The organism is Shinella sp. GW821-FHT10F02, from assembly GCF_058809275.1.
On record NZ_JBXASL010000001.1, the window covers coordinates 387,392 to 406,501 of the forward strand.

Sequence of the window (19,110 nt, forward strand, 5' to 3'; positions counted from 1 at the left end):
CCTGCAACGGGCAATGGCCCGCCGAAGGAGGAGACATCAGCATGAAGGCGCAAGTTCTGACGCAATATGACGACAAGCTCGAAACGGGACGGTGGGTCTCGTTTCAGGATGTCCCCGACCCGACGATCAAGAAATCCACCGACGTGATCGTGCGCATCGGCGGGGCCGGGGTCTGCCGCACGGACCTGCACATCATCGAGGGCGTCTGGCGCCCGCACATGGACCCGAACGGCAACGCGCTTCTGCCGCTGATCATGGGGCACGAAAATGCCGGCTGGGTCGAGGCCATCGGCAAGGAGGTCGAGGGCATCAAGGTCGGCGATCCGGTGATCGTGCATCCGAAAATCTCCGGCGGCACCTGCCTCGCCTGCCGGCGCGGTTTTGACATGCACGGTCCTGGGAGGTTCCCCGGGCTGGACTGCGACGGCGGCTATTCCGAATATCTCTGCACCTCCGAGCGCAACATCGTGCCGTTGCCGAAGACGCTCGCACCCAAGGAAGTCGCGCCTTATGCGGACGCGGGCCTCACCGCCTATCGCGCGGTCAAGAAGGCGACGCGCCATCTGCTGCCCGGTGAATCGGTCGTCGTCATCGGCGCCGGCGGGCTCGGCCATATCGGCATCCAGTGCCTGAAGGCCATGTGCGCGGCCGACGTCATCGTCGTCGACATTTCCGACGCTTCGCTGGAGCTTGCCGGCAGGATCGGCGCCGACAAGCTGGTCAAGGCCGACGGCAACGAGGTGGAGGCGGTGCTCGAATTGACGGGCGGGCAGGGTGCCGAAGCCGTCATCGACTTCGTCGGCGAGAAGGGCACGACGCTGAAGGGCCTGAAGATGACCCGGCCGATGGGGAGCTACTATGTCGTCGGCTACGGCGAGGACATCCGCATTCCGACCGTCGACATGGTGATTACCGAAAAGAACATCATCGGCAACCTGGTCGGCACCTGGGCGGAACTGACTGAGCTGATGGCGCTCGCCGATCGTGGGCTCGTGGACCTGACAACCGTCGAATACCGGCTCGCCGATGCCAACCAGGCGCTCAAGGACCTGCGCGACGGCAAGATCCACGGGCGCGCCGTGCTCATCCCCTGACATGCCGATCAGCCGCAGACCGTCTCCCGCTCCCTGCCGCGACAAGCGGCGGGGAGCGTCTGTTGGAGGCGCGAGGACGCGAAGGAAGAAACCATGATGTGCAGGGTATTGACGGACCAGAGCCCGCGACGGTTCGCGAAGGTCAGCCGATCGGTGCGGATTTCGGGGCACTCGACCAGTGTCCGCCTGGAGACGGCCTTCTGGCAGGTTCTGGAAGGCATAGCCGAGACGGAGGGGCTTTCGACCTCCAAGCTGATTTCGCAGCTTTACGCCGAGGCGATGGAACTGCCCGGCGGCATCTCCAACCTGGCGTCCATCCTGCGGACCGTCTGTCTCCTCTACCAAGAGGAGCGCCGGGGCGGGATCGGCGCCGCAAACCGGGCCTGACGGCCGACATCGGCAGACGGGTAACATCCGCTGACCCCGGTCTCGCCGGATCGTGCCGTCGCGTTGCGCGGCGCTCAATTGTCCTTGCGGTCGGGTTCGACACGGCCCTCGGCGATCCATCGCGCGCCGAGCACCAGCGCACCCATGCTGAAATCCTTGCCGTGCGCGGCGATCATCTCCTCCGACAGTTTGGCAATCCGTTCGAAAAAGGCGTCCTTGCTTGTGTCTTCCGTCGTGCGTTGCTCTGCTTGCATGATGTCCTCCTGCTATTTGAAGATTTCATTTGGGAAGGTGATGATGGCGGCGTTGCCCGAGCCGTCGCCCGCCGCCAGATAGCGGCCGCTTGCCGACCATTGCAGCGCCGTGACGGGGCCGCCGATATCGCGGATGGTCAATTCTTCGGGTGACCCGATCTCGGCGACGGCAATCCTGCCGTTTGCATAGCCCGCTGCCACCAGCGCCTTGGCCGGATGCACTGCAACGGCCTCCACCATGACGAAGCCGGCACGTCCCGTTGCAAGCGCCTTGGCAGGCGCTGCCGTCATCGACCAGCCGGCGATGCGATAGGCTCCGGACGCGACAACCGTGTTCGTCGCCTCGCTCCAGTCGACCGTGCCGACCGGACCCGGAAAATCGCCGAACACAATGCGCTCGCCAGTTTCCGCATCCAGCAGACAGAGGCCGCGGGTTTGTTGCCCGCAGCCGAGCCATCGGCGATCCGCGCTCCATTTCAACGAAAGCGGTGGTGATGAAAGGTTCGTTTCCCATAGCGGGCCTGAATCATCGTCGATGCGTCGGATGCTCAGCCTGTCCGGGCCGGCAAGCGCGATCAGTCCGCCATCGTCCGATATCGAGACAAGCAAGGGTGCCAGGTCGCCGAGCTCGGCCTCCCGGATCGCTTGCGCCTCGCCCGATTGCAGGCGCAGCCGCCGCCTGACGATCACCGCCGTCAGGTCCGCCGCGTGGTTGTGGGCGAAGGCGGAAATCGGGGTTCTGTCGGAAAGGACCTTTCCCGCGATCTCGCCGGAACGCGTGACGTGGAGAAGTTCGCCGCTGCGGGTCGAGACGAGGAAGGTGCCGTCCCGATAGGCCGAAAGGGCTGTACCCTCCTGGATGCGGGTGCTGATTAACGGCGAAGGCTTGCCCTTTCGGGGGGAGATCGTCGTCTGGCCGTTGTCGACCGCGATGCGTGATTCCGGCGGTTCGTTGTCGCCGATGCGGGCGAGGGCGACCGCGCCATCGGCGGAGCCGATCGCCAGGATCGTGTCGTCCTCGTTAAAACAGAGCTGGCGGACGGGCGCCGGGCGCTGCCAGTTGCGCGCCAGGAGATCGAACAGGGTGACGTTGGGAATGGTCTGCTGGTTCATTTCATCCTCCCTTTGCGGCCGCGATCAGCACATCCAGTGCGGCGACCTCCCGTTCCGCCGCAGCGATGTCTTCCGCGCAGTCGGCCTGTTCCTGGCGGATCGCCGCGGCGCTCTCCTCCTGGTCATGCAATTCCTGCACCAGTTGTCTGTTCGCGGGATCGCGGCCGATTGCCAGCTCGAGGCGCAGGATGTCCATTTCGACCCCGGAGACCGCCTGGGTCAGCTTCAGGGCTTTCGCGGTCAGCGTCGATACGGTGCCGACGAGTTCGACGCGGCGGCGCATGAGATCGAGATCGGACATTGAAAACCTCCTGAGTGTGACAGCGTGTTCAACGGCGGGCGGTGCCGCCGGCCTCCGGTGCTTTCCAGGCTTCCAGAATGGTCGGCAGGTCCGGCAATTGGGTCCTGAACTGCCGTTCCGCCATGGAAACGTGGCTGCGAAGCTGGTCCCAGACATCGACGCGGATCAGCATGTCGCCGGTCAGCTGCTCCATCTCCCCGACGCGGAACTGCCGGGAAAGCGACACGCCCGAGAAGACGAAATCGCGCAGCATGAGCGCGTGTTTTTCCGCAAAGGCGTGGAGCATCGGATGGGTTTCGGGCGTGATGCCGGCCATGGCCAGTTCCTGCAGAATGAACTGCTGGAAGTGGTTCTGCATCAGGTGCTGGCTCTCGCCCATGAAGCGCATCGAGAAAACCAGGTCCCGCGGCATGAGCTGCGCGAGCGCAGTGTTGACATCCTCGCCTTCGCTTATTCCTGCGATCGGATCATCGTTGTTTGACATGGCTGTCTTCCGAATTGAGAAGGAAGCGGTTTATATAGGTAAAGAATAAAATCATGTCCAATATTGTTTTCCCGAGCCTTTAAATGAATTTATGCTGCATGTGCTAAGTATTTAAGCCGTTACATGTTGTAATTTACGATTGTAAAATAACGTTACACTTTTGGTTTCCCGATCGCGTCGAGGCGCGGATTGCCGGGTTTTTCCAAACTGGCACGGGCCTTGCAACGTCTATTTCACAAGAAGCCATCGCGCTTGAAGCGACGCCAGAAGAACGAAGGAGTTGGGGTACAGGTTCGCAACAGTCCGTGTTCGGAATGACTGGGCCTTTCTCCCAATAACCTTTGCCGTGATCCACTTGAATGGTCGGACCTTGGTCGCGCCCCGGGCGCCACCCTTTGCCGTGCCATGTCAACTTTCGCTCGCGGTGCTGATGGCGCCGTTCCAGCCGGAGCCGGGAGGCTCGCGGTTCAAACACAGTGGAGGCTAATGACGATGTCGTCTTTGACGCTCAACAAGATTACTTCGCAGCGCGGCATATCCGTCGGCGAGGCGACGAAGAAGATTTCCGACCTCGGTTGGAACCCGACCTATGTCCAGGAAGCCATGACGTTTCCGACGGACTACAAGATCACCAAGGCGCCGCGCGATCCGATGAAGCAGGTCCTGCGGTCCTATTTCCCGATGCAGGAGGAAAAAGACAACCGCGTCTATGGCGCGCTCGATGCGGCGCTGCGCGGCGACATGTTCCGCAACGTCCAGCCGCGCTGGGTGGAGTGGATGAAGCTGTTCCTCGCCATCATTCCGTTCCCGGAAATCTCGGCCGCCCGCTCCATGGCGATGGTGGCGCGCATCGCGCCCGGCGAGGACCTGCGCACCGGCTTCACCATGCAGATGGTCGACGAGTTCCGTCACTCGACCATCCAGATGAACCTGAAGAAATGGTACATGGAGAACTATATCGACCCGGCGGGCTTCGACATCACCGAGGAAGCCTTCGGCAAGTGCTATGCCACGACCATCGGCCGCCAGTTCGGCGAGGGTTTCATCACCGGCGACGTGATGACGTCGGCCTGCATGTACCTGACCGTGGTCGCGGAAACGGCCTTCACCAACACCCTGTTCGTGGCCATGCCTTCGGAAGCCGCCCGCAACGGCGACTATGCGCTGCCGACGGTGTTCCTGTCGGTCCAATCCGATGAAAGCCGCCATATCGGCAACGGCCACTCGCTGCTGATGGCCGCCCTGAAGGAGCCGGAAAACCACCTGCTTCTGGAGCGCGACCTGCGCTACGCCTTCTGGCAGAACCACGCGATCGTCGACGCCGCCATCGGCACGCTGATCGAATACGGCACCACCAACCGCGACAAGAACAAGGAATCCTACGCGGAGATGTGGCACCGCTGGATCTTCGAGGACTATTACCGCACCTACATGCTGCCGCTCGAAAAATACGGCATCAAGGTCCATCACGACGACGTTCACGAAGCCTGGAACCGCATCACCAAGAAGAACTACGTGCACAAGGTTGCCCAGTTCTTCACGGTCGGCTGGCCGCTGAACTTCTGGCGTATCGAAGCTCAGACCGACAAGGACTTCGAATGGTTCGAGCACAAATATCCCGGCTGGTATGCCGAATTCGGCGACTTCTGGAAGTGGCATGCCAAGCTCAGCAAGCGCGGCGAGAAGATCATCACCTTCAACGAGGATGTCGGTTACGTCTATCCGCATCGCTGCTGGAGCTGCTTGGTGCCCTGCCTCATCCGCGAGGACATCGTGGTCGACGAGATCGACGGGCAGATCCACACCTTCGCCCATGAACTGGACCGCTGGACCGCCGTCGAGGCGTTTTCCGACGAATACCAGGGCCGACCGACGCCTGCCATGGGCCGCTTCAGCGGCAAGCGCGAATGGGAAACCGTCTATCACGGCTGGGATCTCGGCGACGCGATGAAAGACCTGAACTTCATCCGCTCCGACGGCAAGACGCTCATTCCGCAACCGCATCTGAGCTTCGACGCCAAGGACATGTGGACGCTGGACGATATCCGCGGCCACACCATCCTGTCGCCGCTGACCCTGCTTCGCGAAATGTCGCCGGCCGCCCGCGAACAGCACCTCGCCGAGTATCGCGCAGGCTTCAAGATCAACGCCGTCAACTGAGGCCTTTCACCGGGTTACGACCCGCGGAGGCCGGTTTCGGCCGGCCTCCGCAACAGTCCGGGATCGGGAATTGGGAGGTTCCAGCATGGCAGAAGCTCAAAAACGACATCAGGAAGCACATAAGGTCCGCCTCGAGCCGGTCGGCGTCGAGTTCGAGGTCGAACATGGCGAGACGGTTCTCAACGCAGCGTTCCGCCAGGGGATCGCGCTGCCGCACGGCTGCAAGGAAGGGCAATGTTCCGCCTGCAAATGCGTGCTGCTCGACGGCGAGGTCGAGATGCTCAAATACTCGACCTTCGCCCTCAACGACATGGAGAAGGATACCGGCCACATCCTGTTGTGCCGGTCGATCGCCTATTCCGACATGGAAGTCGAACTTCTCAATTACGACGAGGAGGTTCTGGCGAAATCGATTGCCGTCAAGACATTCAGCGGCCGGATCTCCGCCAAGGAGAACCTGACCCACGATATCCGCGGCATCGAGATCGAGCTCAGCTCCCCGATGAAGTTCTGGGCGGGGCAATATGTCGACATCACGGTCACCACGGAAAAAGGGGAGACGATTACGCGCTCGTTCTCCATGGCAAATACGCCGCACGAAACCCAGAAACTCTCCTTCATCATCAAGAAATACCCCGAGGGAAAGTTCTCCGGAGAGCTCGATTCCGGAGGCATCCGCGTCGGAGCCGAGGTCACCGTCGTCGGACCCTACGGAACCTGCTTCCGGCGGGAGGAGCGACAGGGAGCACTAGTGCTGGTCGGTGCCGGCTCCGGCATGTCGCCGGTCTGGTCGATCCTCAACGACCATCTGAAGAGCGGCGAGACGCGTCCGGTCTATTTCTTCTACGGCGCCCGCACGCCGGACGACCTGTTCTATCTCGACCGGATAGAGGAGCTGCTCAGCGCGCATCCGGACGTCACCTTCATCCCGGTCCTGTCCCATGCCGACGAGGCGAGCGGATGGGAGGGCGAGCGCGGTTTCGTGCACCAGAGCGTCGACGCCATCCTGAAACAGCTCGGCATCGACGGCGAGGGCGATGTCTATGCCTGCGGCCCGCCGCCGATGATCGACGCCCTCCAGCCGGTTCTCTTCATGAACGGCTTCGAGCTGGAACGCATCTTCTTCGACAAGTTCACCACCTCGTCCGGCGCCACCACGACGGGTCACTGAAAGGACCCTTGGGGTCCGAAAGCCAACTGAAAAAAGGGAGTGAGAAACCATGACAGCGACAGCGACTTCAATCGGATCGGGTGCGGCGGGTTCCGCGGTCTTCGCCGATTCCGACAGCCGGAAATACCGCTACTACGATCCGAAGGGCCAGCGCGCCACCCATTACGAGGACGTCACCGTCGACGTCCAGCCCGACCCGGAACGCTACCTGATCCAGGACTGGATCATCTCGTTCGCCGATGGCAAGGGCGCTTACGTCAAGGACAACACGGCGGCGAAAAGCTCCAACTGGCATGCGTTCCGCGCGCCGGACCAGGAATGGGAGCGCACCCACTATCAGCGCCAGTCGAAGATCGAGACGATGGTACAGAGCGTCATCGCCAACGCCCGCAGGGCCGGCGCGCCGAAAACCTTCGACAAGACCTGGATCAAGATCCTGCAGGCGCATCTGGGCGCTTGGAAACATGCCGAATTCGGGCTGGGCACCTCGCTGATGCAGGCGCAGCGCTACGGCTATACCCAGATGATCAACAACGCCACGCTGACCAACTCCTCCTACAAGCTCCGGCTCGCGCAGGACATCACGCTCTATCTCGCCGAAATCGGCATGGATATTCCCGGCTGGGACGACGAGCTGGGCAAGAAGCACTGGCTGGAAGACAGCGTCTGGCAGGGCACGCGCGAAGCGATCGAGACCATCATGGGCGCGACCGACTATCTGGAGCAGTATTTCGCGATCAACATCGTCTTCGAACCGTTGGTCGGCGAACTGTTCCGCTCCGGCTTCCTGATGCAGGCCTCGGCCGCCAATCACGACTTCATCACCCCGCCGGTGGTGTCGGCCGCGGAAGCCGACTACGAGCGCAACCTCGCCAACACGATCGACCTCATCTACCTGCTCGCCAATGACGAGGTCCATGGTGCCGCCAACAAGGCGCTGTTCCAGGGCTGGATCAAGAAGCACGGCGCGCTCGCCGACAAGGCAGCCATCGGCCTCCAGCCGATCTGGTCGATGCCGCATTCCAAGCCGATTTCCTTCCAGGACGTGCGCGCCTCTTCCGAAGAGCGCATCGCACAGATCCTCGGCGAACTCGGCCTCAAGCGCTAATCAAGGGAGAATTCAGCATGTCTACCGCAGCACGCGACGCGTCGCAGTCCAACATCTTCAAGGCGATGAAGGACATCACCTTCGAACAGACGATCTCCCACCAGTGTGGCGTCACCATGAACGATTCCGTCGAGGCGAGGGCCATCGCCGAGTTCATGGGCAAGAAGCCCGGCGTCACCGTCACCTACCAGCCGGCGATGATCCGCATCGACGGCAATGGCAAGCTGATCTTCAAGATGGACGACATCAGCGAATATCTCGGCCGCGAGATGACCGCGGAAATCTTCGAGGTGAACACCTCCACCCATTACGGCCGGATGGTGCGCATCGACGACAACGAGGTGATCCTGTTCGGCGATATGGACGAGGTCTTCGAATACATCTGACGACCCCTTGACCGGCGCGCCGCCCTGCCGGTGCGCCGGATTGCTCAACACATTCGTTTTGGAGGCAGAGAATGTTCAGGACACCGGAAGGCAAGGAAATCTTCATCGTCGACGGCCACACGCATTTCTGGGACGGGAGCCCGGAAAACCAGCGCAACATTCACGGCAAGCAGTTCGTCGAATGTTTCTACGCCTATCACACGGCGCTCAGTCCCAAGGAGCAGCTCTGGGAAAAGAGCAAGTTCGAAAAATACACCGCCGACGACCTTTATCACGACCTCTTCATCGACGGGCCGGACGACGTGGCGATCGTGCAGTCGACCTATCTGAAGGATTTTTACAAGAACGGCTTCAACACGGTGGAGAAGAATGCCGAGATGGCCAAGCGCTATCCCGAGCGCTTCATCGTCAACGGCTCCTTCGATCCGCGCGACGGTGAAAAGGCGCTGGAATACATCCATTTCATGAAGGAGACCTACGACATCAAGGGCGTGAAGATGTACACGGCCGAGTGGAACGGCGCCTCCAAGGGATGGAAGCTCAACGATCCGGACGCCTACCGGTGCTTCGAGCTGTGCGAAAAACTCGGCATCAAGAACGTGCACGTCCACAAGGGACCGACCATCATCCCGCTCAACAAGGACGCGTTCGACGTGCATGACGTCGACTATGCGGCGACGGATTTCCAGAACCTCAACTGGATCGTCGAGCATTGCGGCCTGCCGCGCCTCGACGATTTCTGCTGGATCGCCGTGCAGGAAACCAATGTCTATGGCGGCCTCGCCGTCGCGCTGCCCTTCATCCACTCGCGGCCGCGTTATTTCGCCGAAGTCATCTCCGAACTGCTGTTCTGGGCCGGTCCGGAAAAGATCCTGTTCGGGTCGGATTACGCGATCTGGACCCCGCGCTGGCTGGTCGAGAAGTTCTGGGCCTTCGAACTGCCCGAGGACATCAAGCAGGAGCGCGGCGTCGATCTCACGCCGGAGATCAAGGAAAAGATCCTCGGCCTGAATGCGGCCCGCCTCTACGATATCGACATCGAGGCCAAGAAGGCGGCGCTCGCCAATTCGCCCTTCAGCGTCGCGGCGGAGTAGGGGCGATGACGCCGGTCCGTATGTCCGCAGCCCGCCAGAGCGAGGAGCTCTGGCGGCGTCTCGAACAGGTGAACGACCCGGAACTGGACGAGCCGGTCACCGCCATGGGGTTCGTCGAGCGCGTCCTTATCAAGCTCGACGGCAGCGTGGAGATCGATTTCCGCCTGCCCACCTACTGGTGCTCGCCGAACTTCGCCTTCCTGATGCTGGACGGCGTGCGCCAGGCGCTCGATTCCCTCTCGTGGTCGCCCGCCTACCGCGTGACGCTGCACGATCACATGTTCGCCGAAGAGGTGAACAGGGGCATCGCCGAAGGGAAGGCGTTTGGCGAAATCTTCGGCGAGCTCGCCGGCGATCAGGATCTCGAAAGCCTGCGCGCGATCTTCCGGGCGAAGGCCTTCAAGCGGCGCCAGGAGGCCGTGTTGCTTGGTCTGCGTCAGCAGGGCCTTACGGACGGCGAGATTGTCGGCATGGACCTGTCGGAGTTCGATGCCGCGGGCTTCGATGCCGGCGAGGCGGCAAAGCAGAAACCGCGTTATCGGGAGGTGCTGCTCGGCCGCTGGCCGGACAGGCGGGCGGATGACGCTGCCTTCGTCACCTGGGAGGGCGACCGGATCGCGGTGGATGCGCTCGGTGCCTATCTCGCCGACCTGCGCAGCGTGCGCATCAACATGGAGTTCAACGGCGCGCTCTGCCGGGGACTGAAGCACACGCGATACAAGGAAATGGACGTGATCGACGGTGAGCCGACGCTTGTCGACTTCATCATGGATCGCGTGCCGGCTCCCGCGCACGCGACCTGAAACGCTTGCACTGAAAACAACGCCTTTCTGCAAGAGGCGCCAAATCAACAAACCGCCCGTAAGGCGGAAGGAGGACCTATGCCCAAGATTATGCTCCACAATTCCGAGGCCCGTCGCGCGCTTGCCCGCGGCGTCGGCAAACTCGCCGCCGCCGTCGAACCGACGCTCGGCCCGAAAGGCATGAACGCCATGATCGACCGGCCGCTCGGCACGCCGATGGTCACCCGCGACGGCGTCAGCATCGCCTCCGAGATCGAGCTGCACGACCGGTTCGAGAACATGGGCGCGCAGGTCGTTCGCGAAGTCTCGATGCAGACGAACGAAATCGCCGGTGACGGCACGACGACCGCGATCGTGCTGGCCAATGCGCTCGTCCAGAAGGGCATAGAGGCCGGAGAACGCGGTGCCAAATCCGTCGATCTGTGCCGGGGCATCGATCTCGCGGTGGCAAGGGTCGTGGACGCGCTGAAGGCGAGTGCCAAGCCGGCACGCAACGGCAGCCTCGCCGCCGTCGCCAACATCGCCGCCACCGACCCGGCGCTCGGCGCGCTGGTTGCCGAGGCCTATGAGCGCGTCGGCACCAAGGGTGCCATTTCGACCGAGTTCAGCGTGACGACCGAAACGACGCTGGAGGTCGTGGAAGGCATGTCGTTCGAGCGCGGCTATCTTTCCCATCACATGGTCACCGATCAGGAGAAGATGGAGGCGGTTCTCGACCGGCCCTATATCCTGATGACCGACCTGAAGATCAAGGATCCCCAATCCCTCGATGCCGTCCGGCGCCTTGCTGATGCGGCCGGCCGGCCGCTCCTGATCGTGGCGGAGGAGGTTTCGCCCGAGGCGGTGCTCGCTCTTCTCGGCAAGCAGGAGACCGGAAAGTATCTCGTCGTCCATCCGCCGGAATACGGCCATTGGCGCAAGGGCATGATGGAGGACCTGGCGATCCTGACCGGCGGACGCGTGATTGCGCGCGACCTCGGCGGGCGTATCGAGGACGTGACGGCGGAAGATCTCGGCACGGCCGAGCGGGTGAGAACCAGCGCGTCCTACACGACCGTCGTGCGCGGCGGCGGCAACGAGGCGGCGATCACCGCACGCCGCGCCCAGGTGCAGCGCCAGTTCGAGGCGGCCCCGCCGAATATCGAACAGGACAAGCTGCGCGAACGGCTTGCAAAACTCTCCGGCGGCTCCGCCATCCTCTATGCCGGCGGCGTGACACCCGTCGAGCAGAAGCGGACCATCCAACTCATCGAGGATTCGCTGCATGCCGTGCGCGCGGCGGCCGAGGAGGGCGTGGTCGCCGGCGGCGGTTCGGCGCTGGCGCAGATCGCCCCGGTGCTCGACGCGGTGCTGGCGACCGTCAGCGGCGATGTCGCGGAAGGGGTGAAGCTCGTCCAGTCCGTCCTGTCGCGCCCGCTGTGGCGCATCGCCACCAATGCGGGCGGCGATCCGGATGCCATCATCGCGGAGGTGACGCGGGTCAACAGCGGATATGGCTACAATGCTGCTGTCGGCAAATACCAGAACATGATCGAGGCCGGCATCATCGATCCTGTCCGCGTCACCTACACCGCGCTGCGAAACGCCGCCTCCGTCGCCACGCTGATCCTGACCACCGAAACCCTGATCGGTGATCTGGAAGAAGACGAGGACCCGACCGAAGGACCGGCGCTCGGCGGCGGTGCGGAGAAGCTCGGCCGCGCGTGACGGATGGCGTGACACCCTGCGGCAAGCGATTGCCGCAGGGTGTCTTGTTCAGATGAAACCGCGCTTGATGCCGAATTGCTCGAGCTTGCGGTAGAGCGTCGGCCGTGAGACGCCGAGGCGCTGGGCAACCTTGCTGAGATTGCCGTGTTCGGCTCTCAGCGCGGAGCGGATTGCCTGGCGTTCCGCATCCTCCAGGCTGAAGACGGCGTCGGTTGCATCCGTCTGGGGCGTTGTCCGGTCCTGCGCGGGCTCGGTCACATCGGAGGGCAGGTCCTCGAGACCCACCAGCCCGGTGTTCGAAAGCAAGTGCAGCCGTTCGACGAGGTTGCGCAATTCGCGCACATTACCCGGCCAGCGATAGGCGAGCAGGGCGTCCAGCGCCTGGTTCGAGAAGCGCAGCGGCGGGCTTGCCCTGCGATCCGCCAGTTTGCGGTTGAAATGCTCGATCAGCAGCAGGCTGTCGCTGCCGCGCTCTCTCAACGGCGGAACGCATATGGAGACCGTGCTGATCCGGTAGAACAGATCCTTGCGGAAGCGGCCGTTTGCGACTTCCACCTTGAGGTCGCGGTTCGTGGAGGCGACAAGCCGCACGTCGACCGGCCGCAGCCGGCTGTCGCCGAGCCGGTTGACCGCCCGCTCTTCGAGCACGCGCAACAGGAAGGGCTGCATGTCGAGCGGCATCTCGCCGATTTCGTCGAGGCTGAGGACGCCGCCGCTGGCGAGTTCGAAGACGCCGGGCTTGCCCTCGCGGGAAGCGCCCGTGAAAGCGCCGCCGACATGGCCGAACAGCTCGCTGCCGAAAAGCTCTTTGGTGACGGCGCCGCAGTTGAGCGCGATGAAGGGACTGCCCGCCGATTTGCGGCTTGCGGCGTGAATGAGCCGGGCGAAGAGTTCCTTGCCGACGCCTGTTTCCCCTTCGATCAAGAGCGATGTGACGTCTTCCGTCTCGCCGATCTTGCAGGCGATATCGACGGCCGCGCGCAGGGCCGGGCTCTCCCCGATGATGAGCGCGCTTTCGTCCTTGACCTGTTGTGACGCAATTCTGCTGCCGATCGCGACGGTCCTGCCGTCATCGCTCTTAGGGAACACGAAGGCCGCGCCGCGCACGTCGCCGTCCAGCTCCAGCGGGCAGATGTGGCAGGATTGCATATCCTTGGGCAGCGTGGTGACGATGCTGTCGAGAAAGCCGGAGTTGCTCAGCTCCGGCAACCGACAGCTCTCCGGGCCGCCGCGGATCATGTCGCCGAACCGCTTTCTTTCCGCGGCCGGCACGTTGCTGCTGTAGATGGCGCGGCCATGGCGGTCGATGATCATGACGCCATCGTTCGAGCGATAGCGGCTCGCCGATGCAATGAAGGCTTCGAGCAATCGCGTCCGCTCTTCGTTCTGCGCGTCGGCGAGCGCCTGTTCGATTTCCCGCGCGGCCGCCGTGACGAGGGCGATGTTGTGCGGCCGGAAGATATCGGGATAGCCCGACAGGTCGACGACCCCGATGACCTTGCCGTCATAAGGATCGCGAATGGGCGCCCCGGCGCAGGTCCAGGCTTTTATGCCGGCGCAAAAATGTTCGGCGGCATGGACGAAGACCGGCTCCCCGGTCCAAAGCGCCGTCCCTATGCCGTTGGTTCCGACGACGTCTTCCGTCCATTTTCCGCCGACGCCGAGATGAATGTCCATCCCGTCGGAAATGGTCTTCTTGTCGCCGATGACGTCGATCAGGACGCCTTCGCCGTCGGCGAGCATCAGCATCGCGCCCGTGCCGTCCAACAGCTTGCCGATCGCCCGGAAGGGGCGGCGTGCGGCGGCCAGCAGTTCCGGCCTGCTTCTGGCGAGGGCTTCGACCGCATCCTTGTCCGTTTCGATCGGCGCCTCGTTTCGCTGGGCGTCGATACCGCCCGTGGCGCAGCGCTGCCAGGAATCGTTGATCGTGGAACGCACGGGCAGCGAGGACCGATTCGAAGGGTTCCGGCCCTCCAGCAGCGATTCCCACGCGCGCATCGTGACGCGCTCGTCGTAGGCGGACATCAGCATCACATCGCCGGCCGCGGGAAGGCGGCCCTTCGCGGAATGTCGCGGCGTGTTTACATCTCGGTTCATACGGCTGTTCACATTCCACGTTCGAGGGAACTTGACGCCAAAACGGGTCTACGCGGATGGAGGCGTGCGCCTCGTCCTCACGTCTCGGGAGGAATGCCAAGCCGCAGGCCGATGTCGGCCGCCAGGTCTGCGGTTCCGTAGGACGCCCCGACCGGAACGTCATTCATATCCGACAGCGCATCGGCCATCGTGTCATCGAGCGGTGCAATGAAACCATTGGCCTTCGTCGCCAAGGCAAACATTGTCACGCCGTCCTGGCTGCGAAGATTGCCAAAGTGGTGCAGCTGCCGCCCGGTGCCGACATCGACGGCGATCACGCGGCCATTGGCGGTCACGCGGATTTTCGGCTCCGGTGCGTGGACCGGTGCCGTGCCGCCGATATGGATGATCAGGCCTTCCGCCTGCGGGCCGATCTTCGGCTTTTTCGATTCCGAGTAGAGGCCGCCGCTGAAGTGATCGGCGAGTTTCGTGATGACGCCGCGGTTCTGCTCTATCAGCCGTCTGACTTGCGCGTCCTCCCGACGCGGTCCGTCCTGCTTCGAAAATATCTCGACCATGAACCCTCCCAGATTCAGTCAAAGCGCATTTTCGCACTCGATTATGGCAAAAGGGTACCACATTTTCACACCCCTACCAGCGGGCAATATAGCCTATACGGAGTCGAGGAGGTGGTATCGGGCTGCTGCATGGCCAGATTGTTTTCAGGGCGTCGCGCGGCCGCAGCTGGTTGGCACGCGCTTACGCCGCCGACGGCGCGGCGGCGCGCAAGTTGCAGCAGGCATTCCTATCGAGAAATGGGAAGCGTCAGGCCAGTCCTGCCAATTTTTCGAGCTCGGCCCGCGCGCCCAGTCCGGCGGCGACGACCGGTGCGCCCTTGGTCAGCCCCTCGCCTTGCGTCGGGAAGGGGTGATACCAGCCGCCGGCCTCTTTCACGAGGCAGTAGCCTGCAAGGCAATCCCAGGCATGCATATAGGGTTCGTAATAGCCGACCAGCCGGCCCGCGGCGACATAGGCGAGCATCAGCGCGCCGGAGCCGTTGCGCACGAAATTGCCGCCGGCGTGGAGCAGCTGGCTGACGATGTTGCCCACCCTTTCCGGCGTCACGTAGCTGTTGGCGCCGATGCCGGTCATGGCGTTCTGGATCGTGCGGGAGGGGTCGAGCGTCAGCACCTTGCCATTAAGCTTGGCGCCCTTGCCGCTCGCTGCCGTGTAGAGTTCGTTGTGGCACGGCGCGCCGATGACGCCGATGACCGGCGTATTGTCATGCAGCACGGCGATCGAGACGCACCAGTTCGGCATGCCGTTGACGAAGGGCGCGGTGCCGTCGATCGGGTCGACGACCCAGGTGTAGCCTGAGGTTCCCGGCGTATGGCCGAATTCCTCGCCGAGGAAGCCGTCTTCCGGGAACGTCGCCTCGACGCGCTGGCGGATCAGATTCTCGACGTTGCGATCGGCGATGGAGACGACGTCCTGCAAATCGCGCTTGGTCTCGATCACCAGGGAATCGCGCCGGTTGAAATAATCCAGCGCCATGGCGCCGGCCTCCTGGGCGATGGCCTTGGCGAGAACGTAGCGTCTGTCCAGTCCGGTTTCTTGCGATGTCATTCCGTATTCCTTGCAATATTAGGCGTTGATGAGGGCAATGCCGCGGGTCTTGAAGCCGAGCGTGGCATCGGAGGCGGCGGGAAGGATGCGGTCGACGGCGTGGTCGACGATGAAGAGCGTGCCGACGTCGGTTTCGACCTCGTATTCGACATGGTCGCCGAGATAGGCCGAATGAAGGATGCGGCCGGCAAGACCTGGTCCACGCCCTTCGGCGAGCGTCACGGCGCCGGGGCGCACGGCAAGGCTTGCGGCCCCAAGCTTGGCCCTGCCGGCGGGCACGCGATGCTCGACGCCGCCGACGCGGATCTGTGCCTCGTTGCCATCGATGCCGAGCACCTCGCAGGCAATCACATTCGCCTCTCCCATGAAGTCGGCGATGAAGGAGGAGGCCGGCGTTTCGTAGAGTTCGCGCGGCGCGCCCGACTGGGCGATCTCGCCGTCCTTCATGATGATGATGCGGTCGGAGACGGCGAGCGCCTCGTCCTGATCGTGCGTGACATAGACCGCGGTGAAGCCGAGGCGTTGCTGGAGTTCGCGGATTTCCGTGCGCACCCGGCGGCGCAGCCGCGCATCGAGGTTCGAGAGGGGTTCGTCGAGCAACAGGACCTGCGGCTCCAGCACCAGCGCGCGGGCGACGGCGACGCGCTGCTGCTGGCCACCGGAAAGCTCGGCCGGCAGGCGCTGGCCCATGCCGGCGAGGCCGACGAGCGCCAGCCCTTCCTCCGCTCTCTCCCGCGCTTCCTTACGCGAAAGGCCGGACGATTCGAGGCCGTAGGCGACATTTTCGAGCGAACTCATATGAGGAAAGAGCGCGTAGGACTGGAACACCATCGAAACGTCGCGCTCGTTGGCCGGCAGCATGGTGACGTCCTTGCCGCCGATGAGGATTTTTCCCGCCGTCGGATGTTCGAGGCCCGCGAGCATCCGGAGTGTCGTCGTCTTGCCGCAGCCGGAGGGCCCGAGCAGGGTGACGAGCGTGCCGGGCTCGATGGTGAGCGACAGGTCGGGAATGGCGGTGAAGGCGCCAAACACCTTCTTCACGTTCTGGAAGACGACGGATCCGGCTTTCGGGGTGATCATGCGATTTTCTCCTGATGGGAGGAAGCGGATGGGGTGATGCCGGCGACGCGGTTTTCGCGCCGGAGGCGGCGTTCGCCCACGAGAAGCTGGAAGCCGCTGATGACGGTGATCATCACAATGATCAGCATGGAGGAATAGGCGATCGCCACGCCGTATTCGCCATTCTCGACGAGGCCGACGATATAGGAGGTCGCCATGTTGTATTCTGCGCTGACGAGGAAGATGACGGCGCTGATCGAGGTGATGGCCCGCACGAACGAATAGACGAGTGCGGCTGTGATCGCGGGGCGAAGCAGCGGCAGGATGACCTTGCGGATCGTGCGGAAGCTGTTGGCGCGTAGCGTCAGCGACGCCTCGTCCAGGCTCTTGTCGAGCTGGCTCATCGCCGCGATGCCGCCGCGCACGCCGACCGGCATGTTGCGGAAGACGAAGCAGGCGATCAGGATCAGCGCCGAGCCGGTCATTTCGAGCGGCGGCAGGTTGAAGGCCATGATGTAGCTGACGCCGATGACCGTGCCGGGAATGGCGAAGCTCATCATGAGGGCGAATTCGAAGGCATTCTTGCCGGCGAATTTCTGGCGCACGATGATGTAGGCCGTCAGCAGGCCGACGATGGCCGTCAGCGGCGCGGAGATCAGCGCGATCTCCATCGTCGTCCAGAAGGAGTTCCAGGCGACGCCCGTCCAGGCAATGCCGTTGTCGAAGCTGATCGAGAAGGCCTTTGCGTAGTGATCGAGGGTCAGGGAATTGTCGAGCCCCCAGGTCTTCACGAAGCCGCCGACGAGGATCATGCCGTAGATGACGAGCGTGAAGAGGCCCCACGGAATGACGAGAGCGTGCACGCCGATCGAGACGCCGCGGGGCAGGGCGATGTGCGCGCCGCTGTCGCCCTTGCCCGTCACCGTCGCGAAGTTCTTGCCGGAGAGCCACAGGCGCTGGGCAAGGAAGGCCGAAAGCGTGAAGCACAGGAGGACGGTTGCGAGCACGGCGGCGCGCGACGGATCGTTCTGCGAGCCGACGACGGCGAAGAAGATTTCCGTCGAGAGCACGCCATGGCTGCCGCCGAGCACCAGCGGATTGCCGAAGTCGGCCATGCTCTCGATGAAGCCGATGAGGAAGGCGTTGGCGAGGCCCGGTTTCATCAGCGGCAGCGAGACGCGCCAGAAGGTGCGCCAGCGGTCGGCGCGAAGCGTCTGGGAAGCCTCCTCCATCGACGGGCTGACGCCTTCAACCACACCGATCAGAACGAGGAAGGAGATCGGCGTGAAGGACAGGACCTGCGCGATCCAGATGCCGGTGAGGCCATAGAGCCAGCGGCCCGGCTCGATGCCAAAGAGATCGGAAAGGCCCTGCGTGATGACACCGGCGCGGCCGAAGAGCAGCGTCAGAGCCAGCCCGATGACGAAGGGCGGCGTGATGATCGGCAGGATGGTCAAAAGGCGCAGGCCCTTCTTGTAGGGGAACCGCGTGCGGGTGGCGACGAGCGCGAAGGCGAGGCCGAGCAGGGTCGAGCCGAGGCCGGTCATGATGGCGAGCCACAGCGTGCGCCACGCCACGCCGCAACGCGCGCCGCCGGTAAGGCAGCCGAGGCTCCAGATGCCGGGGTCCTGCATGTTGCGGATGAAATTGTCCGGGTTGAACGAGCCGTCGAAGTCCTGCACAGCGCCGATGAACATGCTGCCGATCGGGTAGAAGACGAAGACGGCGACGAGGAAGACGAGCAGCGAGATCGCGCTGACGACGAAGGCATCGCCCTTCATCACGCCGCGCTCGGCAAGACCGAAGGCAAAGAGCAGCACGAAGGAGACGGCAGAAAGAACAGCGCCTGCGCCCATCGATGACTGGCCGTCGGAAAGCGGCCCGAAGAGCGTTTCGCTGATCGTCCATGTCCAGCCGGTAAAGCTGATGGCGAGGCCTTGCAGCGAGAGGAACAGCACGCCGATGGCGCCCACCCATGCCAGCACGGCGCCGCGGCGCATCGGGTCCGCCATGCCGCGCGCCACACCGGCGATGAGGAGGAGAAGCACGGCACCGGCAAGCCAAAGCCGGCCATGCACGGCGATCTGCAGCAGACTGGGTGCCGCCTCGGAAGAAAGGGGAAAACCGGCGAGCCAGCCGAACCCGAAGAGGCCGCCCTCGATCCGATACCAGGGCAGAAGGGTCAAAGCGACCGCGCCCAGGATCAGGACCATGTCCAGCCTGCGATTGCCATTCGTCATGGCCGACCTCGCTGTCATTGGTGTTTGGGGAAAGGCGGCGCCCGGAG

At 63.3% G+C, this 19,110-nt stretch carries 18 protein-coding genes; 9 read left to right on the forward strand and 9 right to left on the reverse strand.

Annotation, left to right across the window (positions count from 1 at the left end):
* Positions 1 to 41: 41 nt before the first annotated feature.
* On the forward strand, positions 42 to 1,094 hold the full coding sequence (locus AC1RWL_RS01790; RefSeq protein WP_493093522.1) for an NAD(P)-dependent alcohol dehydrogenase: 1,053 nt from the start codon (positions 42 to 44) through the stop codon (positions 1,092 to 1,094).
* Positions 1,095 to 1,187: 93 nt separating this feature from the next.
* Positions 1,188 to 1,481, forward strand: a complete 294-nt coding sequence (locus AC1RWL_RS01795; protein WP_493093521.1) for a ribbon-helix-helix domain-containing protein — start codon at positions 1,188 to 1,190, stop codon at positions 1,479 to 1,481.
* Positions 1,482 to 1,555: 74 nt separating this feature from the next.
* Here the strand turns inward: AC1RWL_RS01795 and AC1RWL_RS01800 are convergent, their stop codons facing one another.
* The 4 genes from AC1RWL_RS01800 to AC1RWL_RS01815 are packed head-to-tail and all read right to left on the reverse strand — an operon-like array spanning position 1,556 to position 3,633.
* Positions 1,556 to 1,735, reverse strand: a complete 180-nt coding sequence (locus AC1RWL_RS01800; RefSeq protein ID WP_439623511.1) for a hypothetical protein — start codon at positions 1,733 to 1,735, stop codon at positions 1,556 to 1,558.
* A gap of 12 nt (positions 1,736 to 1,747) precedes the next feature.
* Positions 1,748 to 2,848, reverse strand: coding sequence for a WD40 repeat domain-containing protein (locus AC1RWL_RS01805; protein WP_493093520.1), 1,101 nt, complete (start codon positions 2,846 to 2,848; stop codon positions 1,748 to 1,750).
* A 1-nt stretch (position 2,849) separates the two neighbouring features.
* Positions 2,850 to 3,149 carry a hypothetical protein gene (locus AC1RWL_RS01810; RefSeq protein WP_493093519.1) on the reverse strand — a complete coding sequence of 100 codons (300 nt, stop codon included), beginning with the start codon at positions 3,147 to 3,149 and terminating at the stop codon, positions 2,850 to 2,852.
* A 28-nt stretch (positions 3,150 to 3,177) separates the two neighbouring features.
* Positions 3,178 to 3,633, reverse strand: a complete 456-nt coding sequence (locus AC1RWL_RS01815) for a hypothetical protein (protein ID WP_493093518.1) — start codon at positions 3,631 to 3,633, stop codon at positions 3,178 to 3,180.
* A 486-nt stretch (positions 3,634 to 4,119) separates the two neighbouring features.
* Here AC1RWL_RS01815 and AC1RWL_RS01820 point away from each other — a divergent pair, with 486 nt between their 5' ends.
* The 7 genes from AC1RWL_RS01820 (at position 4,120) to AC1RWL_RS01850 (ending at position 12,062) form a co-directional block, all read left to right on the forward strand.
* Positions 4,120 to 5,793 (forward strand): aromatic/alkene/methane monooxygenase hydroxylase/oxygenase subunit alpha, encoded by a 1,674-nt coding sequence (locus AC1RWL_RS01820; protein ID WP_492647811.1) that lies wholly within the window; start codon positions 4,120 to 4,122, stop codon positions 5,791 to 5,793.
* Positions 5,794 to 5,878: 85 nt separating this feature from the next.
* Entirely contained in the window at positions 5,879 to 6,964 is a 1,086-nt protein-coding gene (locus AC1RWL_RS01825) for an NADH:ubiquinone reductase (Na(+)-transporting) subunit F (RefSeq protein WP_493093517.1), read from the forward strand.
* Between the two features lie 49 nt (positions 6,965 to 7,013).
* Positions 7,014 to 8,072, forward strand: a complete 1,059-nt coding sequence (locus AC1RWL_RS01830) for an aromatic/alkene monooxygenase hydroxylase subunit beta (RefSeq protein ID WP_439623503.1) — start codon at positions 7,014 to 7,016, stop codon at positions 8,070 to 8,072.
* A 17-nt stretch (positions 8,073 to 8,089) separates the two neighbouring features.
* Positions 8,090 to 8,458: an MmoB/DmpM family protein gene (locus tag AC1RWL_RS01835; protein WP_256115241.1), complete on the forward strand. Its 369-nt coding sequence runs from the start codon at positions 8,090 to 8,092 to the stop codon at positions 8,456 to 8,458.
* A gap of 71 nt (positions 8,459 to 8,529) precedes the next feature.
* Positions 8,530 to 9,552 (forward strand): amidohydrolase family protein, encoded by a 1,023-nt coding sequence (locus tag AC1RWL_RS01840; RefSeq protein WP_439617863.1) that lies wholly within the window; start codon positions 8,530 to 8,532, stop codon positions 9,550 to 9,552.
* Positions 9,553 to 9,557: 5 nt separating this feature from the next.
* Entirely contained in the window at positions 9,558 to 10,355 is a 798-nt protein-coding gene (locus tag AC1RWL_RS01845; protein ID WP_493093516.1) for an iron-sulfur cluster assembly protein, read from the forward strand.
* Positions 10,356 to 10,433: 78 nt separating this feature from the next.
* Positions 10,434 to 12,062, forward strand: coding sequence for a molecular chaperone GroEL (locus AC1RWL_RS01850; RefSeq protein ID WP_493093515.1), 1,629 nt, complete (start codon positions 10,434 to 10,436; stop codon positions 12,060 to 12,062).
* A gap of 48 nt (positions 12,063 to 12,110) precedes the next feature.
* On the opposite strand, the gene AC1RWL_RS01855 is transcribed toward AC1RWL_RS01850, so the two are convergent.
* The 5 genes from AC1RWL_RS01855 to AC1RWL_RS01875 form a co-directional block, all read right to left on the reverse strand.
* Positions 12,111 to 14,159, reverse strand: a complete 2,049-nt coding sequence (locus tag AC1RWL_RS01855) for a sigma-54-dependent Fis family transcriptional regulator (RefSeq protein ID WP_493158196.1) — start codon at positions 14,157 to 14,159, stop codon at positions 12,111 to 12,113.
* A gap of 77 nt (positions 14,160 to 14,236) precedes the next feature.
* On the reverse strand, positions 14,237 to 14,716 hold the full coding sequence (locus AC1RWL_RS01860; protein WP_493093513.1) for a hypothetical protein: 480 nt from the start codon (positions 14,714 to 14,716) through the stop codon (positions 14,237 to 14,239).
* A 247-nt stretch (positions 14,717 to 14,963) separates the two neighbouring features.
* Entirely contained in the window at positions 14,964 to 15,764 is an 801-nt protein-coding gene (locus AC1RWL_RS01865) for an inositol monophosphatase family protein (RefSeq protein WP_493093512.1), read from the reverse strand.
* 18 nt (positions 15,765 to 15,782) lie between these two features.
* A complete protein-coding gene (locus AC1RWL_RS01870) occupies positions 15,783 to 16,844 on the reverse strand; it encodes an ABC transporter ATP-binding protein (RefSeq protein WP_493093511.1) in 1,062 nt (353 codons plus the stop codon).
* Positions 16,841 to 19,063 (reverse strand): ABC transporter permease, encoded by a 2,223-nt coding sequence (locus tag AC1RWL_RS01875; RefSeq protein WP_493093510.1) that lies wholly within the window; start codon positions 19,061 to 19,063, stop codon positions 16,841 to 16,843. The genes AC1RWL_RS01870 and AC1RWL_RS01875 overlap by 4 nt, the downstream gene beginning before the upstream one ends.
* Positions 19,064 to 19,110 lie beyond the last annotated feature (47 nt).